The following is a 16,547-nucleotide window of genomic DNA, read 5'->3' on the forward strand; positions in this document are numbered from 1 at the left end:
CGGCGGCACCCGGGTCATCGCCGGGTCACCCGCTGGCGGGCCACCGGCACGATCTCGGTGCTGACGAAGTCCGAGCGGGTGTCGCCCAGCTCGCCGAGGCCCTTGGCGAGAGTGGCGACCGTCGAGCACTCGAAGATCATGCTCAGCGGCATCGCCTTGCCGAGCCGTTCGTTGACCCGGGCGACGACCCGCATCGCGACGAGTGAGTGCCCGCCGAGGGCGAAGAAGTCGTCGTCGACGCCGACCCTCGCCACGCCGAGGACGTCGGCCCAGATCTCGGCCAGTCGCTGCTCCAGCTCGTCGCGCGGGGCGAGGTAGGGCCGGGCGGCGACGAGCACCTCGGCGGTGCCCCGGGCCCGCAGCGCGGCCACGTCGACCTTGCCGTTGGCGCTGGCCGGCAGCTCCGGCAGCGGCACGAAGCCGTCGGGCACCATGTACTGCGGCAGCCGTTCGCGCAGCCGGTCGTACCACCGCTCCACGGGTGCCGGCTCGGACCGGTCGCCGACCGCGACGTAGGCGACCAGGCGGGTGCCGGTGTCGTGCTCGCGGTCCAGGACCACGACGCCGGCGGCGCCGGTGACGTCCCGGACGGCGGCCTCGACCTCACCCAGCTCGATCCGGAAGCCGCGGATCTTCACCTGGGTGTCGGCGCGGCCGAGGTACTCGATGACCGGCCCGGCGGCGGTCTGCCGGTGCCGGACCAGGTCGCCGGTGCGGTACAGCCGGGCGCCGGGCGTGTCGCTGAACGGGTGCGGCACGAACGCCGCCGCGGTCTCCCCCGCCCGGCCCAGGTAGCCGCGGGACACGCCCGGGCCGCCGACGTACAGGGTGCCGGGCACGCCGGGCGGCACCAGGCCCATCGCGTCGTCGAGCACGTACGCCTCGGCGTTCGGGTACGGCCCGCCGATGAGGCTGCGGAAGTCGTCGGATCCGGCCGCCTCGTCGGGTGCGGTGTCCCGCACGACCAGGTACGTGCTGTCGATGGTGGCCTCGGTCAGCCCGTAGGAGTTGACGACCTCGGCGCCGGCCGGCAGCAGCGGGCGCAGGTCGGCGAGCTCCTGGTGGTAGATCGTGTCCGAGCCGACGACGAGCAGCTTGAACGTGTCCAGGCGCTGCCCGCTCGCCAGGAGGTGCTGGGCCAGGCCCTTGACGACCAGCGGGACGAACTCGGCGAAGTCGATCCGCTCGCGGCGCACCAGGTCGAGCAGCGCCGGGGGGTCGAGCAGCGTCCCGCGCGGGCACAGCACGAGCTTGGCGCCGGAGCACAGGGCGCGGACGACGTCGCCGACGAAGACGTCGAAGCCGAACGCGGCCATCTGCAGCACCGCGGACACCCGGCCGGGCAGCCGGTAGGCCGACGCCCAGCCCTCGTACACCGACAGCAGGCCGCGATGGTCGACCAGGACACCCTTGGGCCGCCCGGTGGAGCCCGAGGTGAACAGCACGTAGGCCAGGGCGTCCGGCACCGCCCAGCCGCGTTCGGCGACCGTGTCCGGGACCGTGTCGAGGCAGAGGCTGTCGACCGGCATGCCGTCGAGCCCGGCGAGGTGGGTGGTCGTGGTGACCACGACGGTGACCGCCGCGTCGGCGAGCATCGCGACCCGGCGCTCCCGGGGTCCGTCGACGTCCAGCGCCACGAACGCGCCGCCGGCCTTCCACACCCCGAGGACCGCGACGATCAGGTCCACGGAGCGCTCGACCAGGACGCCGACGGCGGTGTCGGTGACCACGCCCCGTTCGCGCAGGGCACCGGCCAGCCGGTCGGCGCGCTCGCCGAGCTCGCGGTAGGTCAGCCGGTCCTCGCCGTGGACGACCGCGACGGCGTCCGGGGCCTTGCGGGTCTGCGTCTCGATGAGGTCGACGACGGTCCGCGCCGGTGACCGGCCGGTCCGCTCGCCCACCGCCGCGCGCAGCAGCGCGTCGCGTTCGGCGCCGGTGACCACGGGCACGTCGCCGCAGCGGGCGTCCGGGTCCTGCGCGAGGGCCTGCAGCAGGCGGGTGAAGCGTTCGGCGAGCAGCTCCGCGGTGGCCCGGTCGTACAGGTCGGCGCTGTACTCCAGCTCGCCGTCCAGTCCGCCGCCGGCCCGTTCCCGCAGCCCGAACGACAGGTCGAACTTCGCGGTGGACGTCTCCTCCGGCTCCTGCCGCATCGCCAGGCCGTCCAGGGCCACCTCGACGTCGGTGGTGTTCTCCAGCGACAGCATCACCTGGAACAGCGGGTGCCGCGACCGCACACGGGTCGGGTTGAGCACCTCGACGAGCCGCTCGAACGGCACGTCCTGGTGCTCGTAGGCGCCCAGGTCGGCCTGCCGGACCCGGCCGACGAGCTCGCGGAAGGTCGGGTCGCCCGAGGTGTCGGTGCGCAGGACCAGCGTGTTGACGAAGAAGCCGATCAGGCCGTCCAGCGCGTCGTCGGTACGCCCGGCGACCGGGCTGCCGAGGGGGATGTCGGTGCCCGCGCCGAGGCGGGTCAGCAGCGCGGCCAGGCCGGCCTGCACGACCATGAACAGGCTCGCGCCGCACTGCCGGGCCACGTCGAGCAGGGCGGTGTGCAGCGCCGCGGGCAGCTCGAACGGCACGACCTGACCGGCGTAGCTGGACTCGGCGGGACGCGGCCGGTCGGCCGGCAGCGCCAGTTCCTCCGGCAGGTCGGCGAGGGTGTCGCGCCAGTACGCCAGCTGCCGCGACGCCAGGCTCGCCGGGTCGTCCTCCCGGCCGAGCAGGTCCCGCTGCCACAGGGTGAAGTCGGCGTACTGCACCGGCAGCGGCGTCCACCGCGGCGCCCGGCCCTGCAGCCGGGCCGTGTACGCCTCGGCCAGGTCGGCGGCGAGTGGCTCCATCGACCAGGCGTCGGCGGCGATGTGGTGCAGCACCACGGTCACCACGTGCTCCTCCGGCGCGACCTTGAACAGCGACACGCGGATCGGCGGCTCGGCGGTGAGGTCGAACGCGTGCCCGGCCGCCGCCAGCCGCGCGGCGGCCACCTTGCGGCGGGTCGTGGTCGCCGTGGTGAAGCCGACCTGTGCCGCGTCCGCCGGCACGATCCGTTGCAGCGCGACGCCGTCGACCTCGACGACGGTGGTCCGCAGGCTCTCGTGCCGCGCGACGAGGTCGGTGAACGCGGCGCGCAGCGCGTCGGCGTCCAGCGCGCCGGTGAGCCGCAGCGACATGGAGATGTTGTACGTGGCGCTGGGACCCTCGAAGCGGTGCAGGAACCACAGCCGCTGCTGGGCGTAGGACAACGGCACCTGCTCCGGGCGCCGGTCGGGCACGGTCACCGCGGGACGGCGGCTCTCCGCGGGGCGGGCGGCCGCCGCGTCCAGCGCCGCGGCCAGGCCCGCGACCGTCGGGGTCTCGAACAGCTGCCGGATGGCCAGTTCGACGCCGAGCGCCGAGCGCACCCGGCTGGCCAGCCGGGTCGCCAGCAGCGAATGCCCGCCGAGGTCGAAGAAGCTGTCGTCGGCGCCGACCTCGGCGACGCCGAGCACCTCGGCGAACAGCTCGCACAGCGCCTGTTCGCGCGGCGTGCGAGGGGCGCGGCCGGCGCCGCCGTCGTGGGCGGGGGCCGGCAGCGCCCGCCGGTCCAGCTTCCCGTTCGGGGTCAGCGGCAGCCGGTCCAGCGGCACCAGCGCCGACGGCACCATGTAGGCGGGCAGCAGCCCGGCCAGGTGGGTGGTCAGTGCCGCGGCGGGGGCGTCGCCGGTGACGTAGCCGACGATGCGTTTGTCGCCGGGCCGGTCCTCGCGCAGGACCGCGGCCGCGTCGGTGACGCCGGGGCAGCTCAGCAGCGCCGCCTCGATCTCGCCGAGCTCGATCCGGAAGCCGCGCAGCTTGACCTGGTCGTCGGCGCGGCCCAGGTAGTCCAGTTGGCCGTCGCCGGTCCAGCGGGCGAGGTCGCCGGTGCGGTACATGCGCTCGCCCGGCAGGCCGTAGGGGTCGGGGACGAACCGGTCGGCGGTGAGCGCCGGCCGGTGCAGGTAGCCGCGGGCCAGGCCGTCGCCGGCGACGAACAGTTCGCCGCGGACGCCGGGCGGCACCGGGCGCAGGTGCTCGTCCAGGACGTACACGCGCAGGTCCGGCAGGTTGACCCCGATGGTGGAGCCGGTGGCCGCGGCGGCGCCGCCCCGGTCCAGCGCGTGGTAGGACACGTGCACGGTGGTCTCGGTGATCCCGTACATGTTGACCAGGCGCGGCGCGTCGTCGGCGTGGCGGGAGTACCAGTCCTCCAGGCGGGTCAGGTCGAGGGCCTCCCCGCCGAAGATGACGTACCGCAGCCGCAGGCGGCTGCCCGGGTTCTCCCGGTCGGCGGCGGCCAGCTGGTGGAACGCCGACGGGGTCTGGTTGAGCACCGTGACCCGCTCGCGTTCCAGCAGGCGCAGGAACGCGGCCGGGTCGCGGCTGACGGCCGTCGGCACGACGACGAGGCGGCCGCCGTGGGCGAGGGCGCCCCACAGCTCCCACACGGAGAAGTCGAACGCGTAGGAGTGGAACAGCGTCCAGGTGTCCGCCGGCCCGAACTCGAACCACCGCCGGGTGCCGGCGAACAGCCGCGCCACGTTGTGGTGGCTGATCATGACGCCCTTGGGGCGGCCGGTGGACCCGGACGTGTAGATCACGTACGCGGTGTCGTGCGGGTGCAGCGGCCGGGTCCGCTCGTCCTGGCCGAGGTCGGCCGCGGACCGCCCGGCGGTGTGCCGCGGGTCGTCGACCGCCAGGTGCGGGACGCGGCCCGCGGCCGGTGCGGTGGCGGTGGTGGTCAGCACGACCACCGGCGCGGCGTCGTCGAGGGTCGCGGCGATGCGGTCGGCCGGGTGGCCAGGCTCGATCGGCAGGTAGCCGGCGCCGGTCTTCAGCACCGCCAGCAGCGCCGCGACCATGTCCCGCGAGCGGGGCAGGAGCAGCGCGACGAGCGTGCCCGGTCCGGCGCCGTGCTCCAGCAGGGCGCGGGCGAGCCGGTTGGCGCGCGCGTTGAGCTCCGCGTAGGTCTCCTCGCCGGTCTCGTCGGCCAGCGCCGGCGCCGCCGGGTGCGCCGCGGCCGCCCGCTCGAACAGCTCCGGCAGCAGGTCACCGGGGGCGAACGAGGCCGGCTCGCCGCGGACACCGCTGACGGCGGCGGCCCGCTCGGCCGGCTCGAGGATGTCGATGTCCGCGATCGGCCGGCCGGGGTCGGCGGCGACGGCGCGCAGGACGCGGACCAACCGGTCGGCGATGGCGGTGACGGTGGCCCGGTCGAACAGGTCGGTCCGGTACTCGACCGTGACGTCCAGCCCGGCCGCCTCGATCTCCGTGACCTCGAACGTCAGGTCGACCTTCACCGCGCCGGTGTGCACGGGGTGCACGGCGACGTCGAGGCCGGGCATGGCCGCGGCGGTGCGCAGCGCGTGCCGCTGCTCGGTGTCCAGGGTGAGCATGACCTGGAACAGCGGGTGGTGGGCGAGGGTCCGGGCCGGGTTGAGGTCCTCCACGAGCCGCTCGAACGGCAGGTCCTGGTGGGCGTAGGCGGCCAGGTCGGTGTCGCGGACCTGGCGCAGCAGGTCGGTGAAGGTCGGGTCGCCGCCGGTGTCGGCCCGCAGCACGAGCGTGTTGACGAAGAACCCGACGAGGTCGGTGAGGCTGTCGTCGGTACGCCCGGCGATGGGCGAGCCGATCGGGATGTCGATGCCCGCGCCGAGCCGGGTCAGCAGGGCGGCGAGCGAGGCGTGCAGCACCATGAACGTGGACGCGTTGTGGTCGCGGGCCAGGTCCCGGATCGCCGCGGACAGCTCGGCGGGGACGGTGACGCTGACCCGGTCGCCGTCGTGGCCCGCGACCGCCGGGCGGGGCCGGTCGGTGGGCAGGTCCAGCTGCTCGGGCAGGCCCGCGAGGGCGGCGCGCCAGTGCTCCAGCTGCGCCCGGGCGGTGCCGTCCGCCTGTCCCAGCAGCCGGTGCTGCCAGACGGCGTAGTCGGCGTACTGCACCGGCAGCGGCGTCCACGCCGGGGCGTGCCCGCCGGCACGGGCGGTGTAGGCGACGGTCAGGTCGGCGGCGAGGGGGCCCATCGACCAGGCGTCGCCGGCGATGTGGTGGATGAGCAGCGACAGGACGTGGTCGGTGGCGCCGGCCCGCAGCAGGGTGGCCCGCAGCGGGGTCTCGGTGGCGAGGTCGAACGCGTGGCGGGCCTCCGCGGCGAGCGCCGCGTCCAGCCCGCCGGGGCCGCAGTCGAGGACCGTCAGCGCGGGCCGGGCCCGGTCGGCGGGCAGGACGATCTGGTGCACGCCGTCGCCGTCCTCGGCGAAGACGGTGCGCAGGCTCTCGTGCCGTTCCAGCACGTCGTGCAGCGCGGCCGTCAGCGCCTCGACGTCGAGGGTGCCGCGCAGCCGCAGCGCGCCCGGGATGTTGTAGGCGGCGTTCGCGCCCTGCATCTGGTACAGGAACCACAGCCGCTGCTGGGCGTAGGAGGCGGGGACCCGTGCGGGCCGTCCGGTGCCGAGCAGCGCCGGGCGGACCGGTGCGCCGCCGTCGCCGAGCCGCTCGGCGATCCCGGCGACGGTCGGCGTTTCGAACAGCGCGCGGATCGGGATCTCGACGGCGAACGCGGACCGGATCCTGCCGACCAGTCGCGTGGCGAGCAGGGAGTGCCCGCCCGCGGTGAAGAAGTCGTCGAGGACGCCGAGGTCGGGCCGGTCGAGGATCTCCGCGCACATCGTGAGCAGCCGCGCCTCCACCGGGGTGCGCGGAGCGACGTAGGTGCGCGGGTTGCGGCCCGTGGTCAGCGGCAGCGCGGCGAGCGCGTGCCGGTCGGTCTTGCCGCTGGTCAGCGCCGGCAGCGCGGGCAGGGTGACGAAGTGGCTGGGCAGGCACGCCGGCGGCAGCAGCGTGCGGAGCCGTTGCAGGAGGGCGTCGGGGTCGAGGGCCGCACCGGCGGCGAGGTAGGCGACGAGCTGCTGGTCCTCACCCGCGGGGCGGGTCAGGACGGCGGCGTCGGTCACCCCGGGCAGGGTCCGCAGCGCGGCCTCGACCTCGCCGAGCTCGACCCGGACGCCGCGGACCTTCACCTGGGTGTCGCCGCGGCCGATGAACTCCAGCTCGCCCTGCGCCGACCAGCGGACCAGGTCGCCGGTGCGGTACATGCGCTCGCCGGGCGCGCCGGCGGGGTCCGGCAGGAACGCGGCCGCGGTGAGGTCGGGCCGGTTGAGGTAGCCGCGGGCCAGCCCCTTGCCGGCGACGTACAGCTCACCGGCGGTGCCGGTGGGCACCGGGTTGAGCTCGTCGTCGAGCACGTACGCGCGGACGCCGCTGATCGGGCGGCCGATCGGCACCGCCGCGGTGGGCGGCGTCCCGGGCCGGCACCGCCAGAACGTCGACTCGATCGACGCTTCCGTCGGGCCGTAGAGGTTGTACAGGTCGATGTCCATGACCTCGAAGAACCGTTCGACGAGACCGCTTCCGAGGGTCTCGCCGCCGCACAGCACGTGCCGCAGCGTGGTGCAGCCGGCGGCGTCCGGCTCGGCGAGGAACTCGCGCATGGTGCTGGGGACGAACTGCACCGAGGTCACGCCGGCGCGCTGGATGAGCGACACCAGGTAGCGCGGGTCGTGGTGGCCGTCGTGGTCGGCGACGACCAGTACCGCGCCGACGCACAGCGGCCAGAACAGCTCGTGCACCGACGGGTCGAAGGTCAGCGGGGTCTTGAGCATCGTCCGGTCGTGGGCGGTGAGCCGCACCTCGCTCTGCCACCAGCGCAGCGTGTTGACGATCCCGTGGTGGGGCACGGCGACGCCCTTGGGCCTGCCGGTGGAGCCGGAGGTGTAGATGACGTACGCGGCGTTGCCCGGCAGCAGGCCGCGGCCGGTGTCGCCGAGGTCGCCGGTGCCGTGCCCGGCCAGCGCGGCGGCGGTCGAAGGGTCGTCCAGCACCAGGACCGTGCCGGCGGCGGCCGGGAGCCGGCCGGCGACCTCGGCGGTGCTCAGCACCACGACGGGCCGGGCGTCGCCGAGCAGCTGCTCCAGGCGGGCCGGCGGGTGGGCGATGTCCAGCGGCAGGAACGCCGCCCCGGCCTTCGTGGTGGCCAGGGCCGCGACCACCAGGTGGGTGGAGCGGGGCACCGCGAGGGCGACGACGCGTTCCGGGCCGGCGCCGTGCTCGCGCAGCAGCCGGGCCAGCCGGTTGGCGCGGGCGTTGAGGTCCGCGTACGTCAGCGTCTCGTCGCCGGACATGACGGCGAGGGCGTCGGGGGTACGCCGTGCCTGCGCCTCGAACAGCGCGGGCAGCGTCGCCTCCACCATCGTCCCGGCGGCGGCGACGACCCGCGGCGCCGCAGCGGCGGGGACCGCGACCGGCGGCGCGACCAGGTGCTCGGCCGGCTCGTCCGGGCGGCTCAGCAGGTCGTCGAGGAGCCGCTCGTAGGCGGCGATGTGGCCGCGGACCGTCGACTCGTCGAAGATCTCCGCGTCGTACTCGAACGTGATGGTCATCGTGCGGCCGACGCAGAGGATGTCGACCTCGAAGTCGGCCTTCGTGTAGCGCCGTGACGTGCGCAGCACCCGCAGGTCGAGGCCGTCGACGGACGGGGTGCCGGCGGGACGGTCGAGGTTGAAGAACGAGCCGAACAGGCGCATGCCGGGTCCGAGGGCGGCGAGGTGCTCCCGGATCGCCTCGACGGTGAAGCCCGGGTGCAGGTACGCCTCGACCAGCGTGCGCTGCATGCCCTCGACGTACCGGCGGGCGCTGACACCGCGGGGCAGCCGGCTGCGGATCGGCAGCACGGTGCTGCAGTTGCCGACCAGGCGGTCGTCGCCGTCGTGGTCGCGCTGGGCGAGGGGCACCCCGACGACCACGTCGTCGCCGGCGAGCCGGTGCAGCAGCAGGCCGTACGCGGCGAACATGACGGTGAACGTGGTGACGCCCCACCGCCGGCTCTCCGCGGTGGCCAGGTCCGCGATCCGCTGGTCGACGGCGAACTCGATCCGCCCGCCCTTGCGCGCGGTCCGTGCGGGGCGGGGCCGGTCCGCGGGCAGGTTCAGGATCGGGAACCCGTCGGCGAAGTGCGCCGTCCAGTACGCGGTGTCGGCCCGGCCGGCAGGGCCGTCGACGCGTTGCGCCTGCCGCTGGACGAAGTCCCGGTAGCGGGCCGGTGCGGGCAGCGCCGGCGGGGTGCCGGCGCGGCGCGCGGCGTAGCAGTGCAGCAGCTCGTCGAGCACGACGCTGAACGACCAGCCGTCGATGACCGAGTGGTGCACCGCCAGGTACAGGGTGTGCTGCTCCGGGCCGAGCCGCAGCAGCGCCGCCCGGAGCACCGGCCCGGTCGCCAGGTCGAACACCTCGCCGGCGCGTTCCCGCAGCCAGGCGTGCATCCGCGCGGGCCCGTCGTATCCGCCGGGTCCGCAGACGAGGTTGACCAGCGGCAGGTCCACCGGCGACGGCGGGTCGACGCGCTGGCCGGAGCCGTCGGTGAGGAAGACGGTCCGCAGGCTGTCGTGCCGCGCGACGACCTCGTCGAGGGCCCCGCGCAGCGCGGCGGTGTCCAGTACGCCGTCCAGCGCGAGCAGGATCGTCTCGTTGTACGCGAGCGAATGGTCGGGGCTCATCTGGTCGAGCAGCCAGATGTCGCGCTGCGCGTGGCTGAGCGGGTAACTGTCCCCGCTGTCCACCGGACTGGCGGCGCTGTCCACCGGGCGGGCGGTGCTGTCCGCCGGGCGGGCGGTGCTGTCCGCCGGGCGGGCGGTGCTGTCCGCTGGGCGGGCGGTGGCGTTCGCGCCGGGGAAGAAGCCGGCCGCGGTCATCGCCTCGACGGTCTCGGTGACCGCGGCGACGATGCGGTCCACGTCGGCGTCGGTGTGCGCGAGGGACAGGAAGCAGTTGCGGCCTTCCCAGATGTACAGCCCGCGCTCGACCAGCATCATGTAGAACAGCTCGACGGTCTCCGACAGCGGCGCCTCCTGCAGGAACCGCAGCCGGAACAGCGACCCGAAAACCCCGGTCCGCACCGGCACGCCGGCCGCGGCGAAGACGTCGTCGAGCCTGCGCCCGAGGTCCGCCACCCGGCGGTTGAGGTCCTCCTGCGCCGACGGGCCCAGCCGGAGCAGCTCGCGCAGCACGGCCCGGCCGGCGACCATGGCGAGGGGGTGCTTGCAGAAGGTGCCGGTGAAGAACGTGCGGACCGAGTGCGGGTAGGGCGCGCCGTCGAACTGCCAGGCGCCGCCGTCGACGGCGTTGAGGAAGCGGGCCGCGCCGGCGACGACACCGATCGGCATCCCGCCGCCGACGACCTTGCCGTAGGTCGTCAGGTCCGCCTCGATGCCCCACATGGCCTGCGCGCCGCCCGGGTGCATCCGGAACCCGGTGATCACCTCGTCGAAGATCAGCGGTACGCCGGTCTGCGCGGTCAGCGCGCGCAGCTCCCGCAGGAACTCGACGGGCTGGTGGTCGGGGCGGCGGCTCTGGACCGGCTCGACGAGCACGGCGGCGAGCTCGCCCGCCCGGTCGCGCAGCACCTCGAGGGAGGCGGGGTCGCCGTAGGGCAGCACGAGCGCGTTGGCGCTCACCTCGGGCGGCACGCCGGGCGCCATCGGCACCGACTCGCCGGAGGCACCCTCGATGTCCTGGCGGGCCAGGATCGGGTCGGCGGAGCCGTGGTACGCGCCGGCGAACAACGCGATCCGGTTGCGGCCGGTGACCGCGCGGGCCAGCCGGACCGCGACCATGACCGCCTCGGATCCGGTGTTGCAGAACAGCACCCGCTCCTTGCCGGTCAGCTCCCGGATCAGGCCGGCGAGCTCGGCGGCCAGGGGCGTGTGCGGGCCGAGCTGCATGCCCTCGCCGAGCTGCGCGACGATCGCCTCGTTGACGAACGGCTCGTTGTGGCCGAAGAGGTTGACGCCGAAGCCCATGGTGAGGTCGATGTACTCGTTGCCGTCCACGTCGCGGACCTTCGAGCCCTGCGAGCCGGTCACGACGATCGGGTACCGCGTGTTGCGCAGCTGCGGGTACGGCTGCGGCGCGTGCCGGACGTCGGCGTGGCCGCCGCGCTCGCCGGTCGCGTGCGCCATCGAGCCACGGGTGCGGTCGGTGAACCTGGCGATGAGCGCGTCGGCGAACGCCCGCTGGGGCCGCCCCAGGCCGGTCTTCGGCGCGGACGTCTTGGGCTGGAACGCGACGTAGGTGTCCTTGGGCGCCAGGGCGATGGCGGGCCGCGACGGCTCCACCGCCGCCGCGCCGCGCCCGGCGGTCGCGGGCAGCGGTGGCACCACCGTCGCCGGGCCCTGCCCGGGGGTGCCGGTGCCGAGCTGGTCGTAGACCCGGTTCATCAGCCGCAGGTGGTCGTCCATCACCCGGAGGTGGGCGTCGAGCAGGCGAGCGAGCGGGTCGGTGCCGTCGGCCGCGGCCCGCACCGGTGCCTGCGGCTGTGCCTGCGCCTGCGCCTGCGCCTGCGGGGAGTACCGCGCCAGGACATCGGCCGGCGCGTGTTCGTGGACGTACGCCGCCACCCGGCGCAGCGTGTTGACGTCCTCGAAGAGCTGGCTGATCGGGATGGCGACCTGGAACGTCTTCTGGATGGTCTGCAACGTCTGGAACAGCGTCATGGAGTCGGCGCCCAGCTCCAGGAACGACAAGTCGGGGTCGACGGCGCCGTCGGCCTCCAGCAGCGTCGACACGACCTGCCCGAGGGCGGCCAGGATCGGGTCCGGAGAGGATGTCTGGTGCTCCACGATGACCTCGGATGTCGTCTGCGGCGGGTTGGCCGCCGGCCCGGATGACGGCAGCCAGTGCCGTTTGCGCTCGAACGGGTAGGTCGGCAGCGGCACCCTCGACCGGCGGTGCCCGTGGTGGACGGCCGCCCAGTCGACGGGCCGGCCCGCGGCGTACAGGCGGGCGAGGCCCTCGGTGAGGACCTCCCAGTCCTCGGCGCCGCGGCGCAGCGACGGCAGCCACAGCCCGGCGCCGATCTCGCGCCGGCCCATGCCGAGCAGCGCCTGCTGCGGGCCGATCTCGATGAACGTGGTGCAGCCGCGCTCGGCCAGGGTGCGCAGCCCGTCGGCGAACCGCACGGCCGCCTCGAGGTGCCGCTCCCAGTACGCGGCGTCCGGCTGGTGGGTGCTGTCGAACACCCGCCCGTCGAGGTCGCTGACCAGGTCGATCCACGGCTGCCGGTACTGCAGGGCGCGGGTCGCCGGCGCGAACGCCTCGCGGGCGGCGCGCATCATCGGCGAGTGGAACGCGTGCGAGGCGACCACCGGACGGGTGCCGACGCCGTCCGCCTCCAGCCGCTGCCGCAGCGCCTCGACCGCGGCGGCGGGACCGGACACGGTCACCTGCTGCGCGCCGTTGACCGCGGCGACACCGAGCCCGGCGGCGGAACCCGACGCGGCGATCGCGTCGCGGACGGCCGCCTCGCCGGCGAACACGGCGAGCATCGACCCGGCGCCGGCCAGCTGCGCGACGAGCCGGCCGCGGCGGGCCGCCAGCCGCAGCCCGTCGGCGAGGTCGAGCACGTCGGCGACGCAGGCGGCGGCGAGGGTGCCGACGCTGTGCCCGAGCAGCAGGTCGGGCCGCACGCCCCAGCTCATCCACAGCTGCGCCAGCGCGTACTCGATCGCGACGAGGGCGGGCTGCGTGTACTGGGTGCGGTCCAGCAGATCCCGGTCACCGGGCGCGGGGAACAGCAGCTCCGTCAGCGGCCGCTCCAGCTCGTCCTCGAGGATGTCGCTGCACCGGATCAGCTCCTCGCGGAAGAGCTCGTTCGTGGTGTACAGCTGCCGGCCCATGCCGACGAACTGCGAGCCCTGCCCGCTGAACAGGAACGCCACCTTGCCCTCGGCGGTGCCGATGACCGATCCGGTCCGCACCCCTTGCGCCTCGCCGCCGGCGGCCAGGGCGTCCAGGCGGGTGAGGGCGTCCTCGTGGCCCGCGACGGGAATGGCGGCCCGGTGCCGCAGGTGGGCGCGGCCCAGGTTCGTGGTCTGGCAGACGTGGTCGATCCCGGCGCCGGGCCGGGCGCGCAGGTGGGCCGCGTACCGGGCGGCGAGGGCGCGCAGCGCCGGCTCGGTGCGGGCGCTGAGGGTGAGCACGTGCCGGGGCCGCTCGTCGCCGCGCGGCACCGGGTCGGCGGCCGGCGGCTCCTGCACGACGACGTGCGCGTTGGTCCCGCCGAACCCGAACGAGCTGACGCCCGCGGTGCGGGGCGTGCCGCGCGGCGCCGACCAGTCCCGGCCGGCGACCGGGATCTCGAACGTCCCGTCGTCGGGCAGCTGCGGGTTGCGGTCCCGCAGGTGCAGGTGCGCGGGGACCCGCTGGTGCCGGGCCATCAGCACGACCTTGAGCAGGCCGGCGATCCCGGCCGCGGCCTCGGTGTGCCCGATGTTCGTCTTCACCGAGCCGAGCAGGAACGGCTCCCCGGCGGCGCGGCCCTCCGCCAGGACCGACGTCAGCGCGCGCACCTCGATCGGGTCGCCGAGCACGGTCCCGGTGCCGTGCGCCTCGACGTAGTGCACGTCGGCCGGGGCGAGGCCGGCGTCGCGCAGCGCCGCGCGGACCACCCGCTGCTGCGCGGCGCCGCTGGGGGCGGTGAGCCCGTTGCTGCGGCCGTCCTGGTTGACCGCCGAGCCGCGGATGACCGCCAGCACCGGGTCACCGTCGCGGCGCGCGGCGGCGAGGGGCTTCAGCACGACGACCCCGCAGCCTTCGGCGCGGGCGTAGCCGTCCGCGGCGGCGTCGAACGTCTTGCACCGGCCGTCGGCGGCCATCATGCCGGCCCGGGTGAACACCTCGGTGACGCCGGGCGCCCGGACCAGGTTGACGCCACCGGCCAGCGCCGTCGTGGTCTCCCCGGAGCGCAGGCTGCGGCAGGCGAGGTGGACCGCGACCAGCGACGACGAGCACGCCGTGTCCACGGCCAGGCTCGGCCCGTCGAGGTCGAGGAAGTAGGAGATGCGGTTGGCCGCGATGCTCAGCGCCTGCCCGGTCCCGCTGTACGGGCTGGGCTCGATGCCCTCCGCGGCCTGCAGGCGCCCGTAGTCGCTGCCGCTGATGCCGACGAAGACGCCGGTGCGGCTGCCGGCCAGGCCGCTCGGTGCGATCCCGGCGTGTTCGAGGGCCTCCCAGGCGACCTCGAGCAGGAGGCGCTGCTGCGGGTCGACGTGCGCGGCCTCCTTGGCGGCGATCCCGAAGAACTCCGCGTCGAACGCGTCGATCTGCCGCAGCAGCCCACGGTCGGGGCCGGCCGGCTCGCGGCCCTCGTCCAGCATCGTCCAGAACTCGTCGAGGCTGTCCGCGCCCGGGAAGCGGCAGGCCGCGCCGATGACCGCGATCGCCGCGCCGTCCGCGGGCCGGTCGTCGCCGGCCGGCAGGGGGGCCGGGTCGGCGCCTCCGGCGAGGTGGGCGGCGAGGCCGCGGGCGGTCGGGTGCTCCCAGAACAGCGCCGGCGACAGCGGTCGGCCGACCTTCTCCTCCAGCTGCCCCATCAGGGTGAGGGCGTCGCGGGAGGACAGCCCGAAGTCGGCCAGCACCGCGTCCGGGTCGACGGCGCCGGCGGCGAGCCCCGTGTGCTCCGCCAGCCGGGCGACGATCCACGCCTCGACATCGTCCTTGGCTGGGTACACGGCCGGCTCCTCGACTAGGACGGCGTCTTCGGGACGCCCAGGGGCGTAGGAGCACCACGGCGGCTCGGCGTTGCACCGGCGACGGCCCGGATCTGGTGCTGCGTGGGACAGCCGGAGCGGGCTCGTGACCCCCCGACCCCGCTATTGGATCTCCGCACTCACCTGCGGTAAATGGCGCCGGGCCTTCTCTAGGGGATCCCCTAACCCCTGCCCACGGCTCCAGGAGCCGGACCGCACGCTCGGTGCGCCCGCTTCCCCTGGCCTCGGTCGCCTCAGGCCCGCCGGCCGGGGTGTCAGCCGGCGTCGCGGCGGACGATCGCGGTCGTGGCGGGCCGGTCGGCCGGTGCCGTGGTCATGCCCTTGCGCACGGCCTCCAGCAGGGCGGTGCCCTGCGCGGCGAGCGAGGCGACGACGCTGTTGAGGCCTTCTGCGCCGTCCAGGACGGTGAGGTTGGCGCCCTGCAGGCCCTGCGCGGCGGCCCGGAGCAGCTCGGGCAGCTGCTGGATGACGAGCTGGTCCAGGGCGATGCGGTCCTGCGCGGCGGCGGCCTCGGCGGACAGTTTGGTCGCGTCGGCCTCGGCGCGCGCGAGGGTGACGATCCGCTCGGCCTCGGCCTGCGCGGGCCGGATGACCTCGGCCACCAGCTCGGCCTGGCGCAGTTCGGCGTTCTTCTGCGCGACGATGGCCTGTTCGACCAGGACGTGCTGCTGGGCCTGCGCGGCGGCGAGCGGCCCGGCCTGCGCGGCGGTCTGCTGGGCCTGGTCGATCTCGGCCTGGTAGCGGGCCTGGGCGATGGCGGTCTGCCGCGCGTACTCGGCCTGGTTGCGCATGCTCTCCTGGCGGGCCATCGCGCTGGCCTGGTCCGCGATCGCCTGTGCGACGTTCGCCTCCTGGTTGACCCGCGCCTGGTGCGGGGCGGCCAGGGCCTTGATGTATCCGACGCCTTTGTCGTCGATGCTGCTGATCTGCAGCGAGTCGATGTCCAGGCCGATGCGGGCCATCTCGGTCTTGCTGGCGTCGACGATCGCGTCGGCCAGGGTCTGCTGCTCCCTGATGATCGACTCGACGGTCATGCTGCCGATGATGCTGCGCAGGTGCCCGCTGAAGATCCGGCCGACCAGCACCGGCATCTGCGACTGGTCGCCCTGGAACCGGCGGGCCGCGGCGGCGATCGACTCGTGGTCGTCGCCGACCTTGAAGGCGATGACGGCCCGCACGAACAGGGTCAGTCCCTGCTGGGTGTAGCAGTCCTCCTCGACCTCCGCCTCCTGCATGGCGAGCGTGAGGCGGGTCGCCTTGGAGAAGACGGGCACGACGAACGTGCCGTGCCCGGTCACGATCTTGAACGGCAGCGCGTCGGCCCCGCGTTGCTTCCGGCCGCTGATCAGCAGGGCCTCGTTGGGGGCGGGCACACGGTAACCGAACATGGTTGTCGGCCTCTCTCAGCCAGTGGTGGGGTGGCCTGCGGGCATCGGCGGCCACGGTTCGACGTCGACCTGGCGCGCGCCGCGGAAGTGGATGACGAGCACGTGGGCGCCGGACGGCAGCGGCTGGGCGGCGTAGGCGAGATAGTGGTGCGGCACGCCCTGGACGACGACCCGGATCTCCCCGGGCCGGTCGCCTCCGCGTACGGCGGTGACCACCACGCCGACCTTGCCGACCAGCGACTGACCGCGCACCGGCTGCTCCCAACCCCGTCGTCCGCTCCGCGTGATCCCAGGGCTCCCGCGCGTCGTGACGTGTGCGATCCAGATTGTGCACCCGTCGCGCCACCGCGTGTGCCCCGGACCGCCGCGACCCGGGCGTGACCGGCCTCACCCTTGCCCACCAGCCGTGGGATCGCCCGCGGAGCACGTACGGTGGACGCATGGCGCGCGGAGAGTTGCGGGTGTATCTGGGTGCCGCGCCCGGGGTCGGCAAGACCTACAAGATGCTCGAGGAAGCCCGCCGCCGGCAGGAACGCGGCACCGA

The 16,547-nt window shown here is 74.9% G+C and carries 4 protein-coding genes; 1 reads left to right on the forward strand and 3 read right to left on the reverse strand.

Annotated features, from left to right (window positions below; all coding sequences use genetic code 11):
* Positions 1 to 14 precede the first annotated feature (14 nt).
* The 3 genes from ACZ6TV_RS51610 to ACZ6TV_RS51620 all read right to left on the reverse strand — a co-directional run bounded on the left by ACZ6TV_RS51610 (position 15) and on the right by ACZ6TV_RS51620 (position 16,255).
* The gene (locus tag ACZ6TV_RS51610) at positions 15 to 14,576 is read right to left on the reverse strand and encodes an amino acid adenylation domain-containing protein (protein ID WP_465308448.1); all 14,562 of its coding nucleotides are present in this window, start codon (positions 14,574 to 14,576) and stop codon (positions 15 to 17) included.
* A 293-nt stretch (positions 14,577 to 14,869) separates the two neighbouring features.
* The gene (locus tag ACZ6TV_RS51615; RefSeq protein ID WP_465308450.1) at positions 14,870 to 16,003 is read right to left on the reverse strand and encodes an SPFH domain-containing protein; all 1,134 of its coding nucleotides are present in this window, start codon (positions 16,001 to 16,003) and stop codon (positions 14,870 to 14,872) included.
* Positions 16,004 to 16,018: 15 nt separating this feature from the next.
* Positions 16,019 to 16,255, reverse strand: coding sequence for a hypothetical protein (locus ACZ6TV_RS51620; protein ID WP_465308452.1), 237 nt, complete (start codon positions 16,253 to 16,255; stop codon positions 16,019 to 16,021).
* A gap of 188 nt (positions 16,256 to 16,443) precedes the next feature.
* Between ACZ6TV_RS51620 and ACZ6TV_RS51625 the strand changes: the two genes are divergently transcribed.
* On the forward strand, positions 16,444 to 16,547 hold a 104-nt coding region (locus ACZ6TV_RS51625), incomplete at its 3' end, for a hypothetical protein (protein ID WP_465306845.1).

This window comes from Dactylosporangium sp. NPDC051087 (assembly GCF_055586325.1).

What these genes read in the sequence shown, in the direction of transcription:
- ACZ6TV_RS51615 (WP_465308450.1), bottom strand. Translation starts at nt 16,003, where the DNA reads ATGTTCGGTTACCGTGTGCCCGCCCCCAACGAGGCCCTGCTGATCAGC.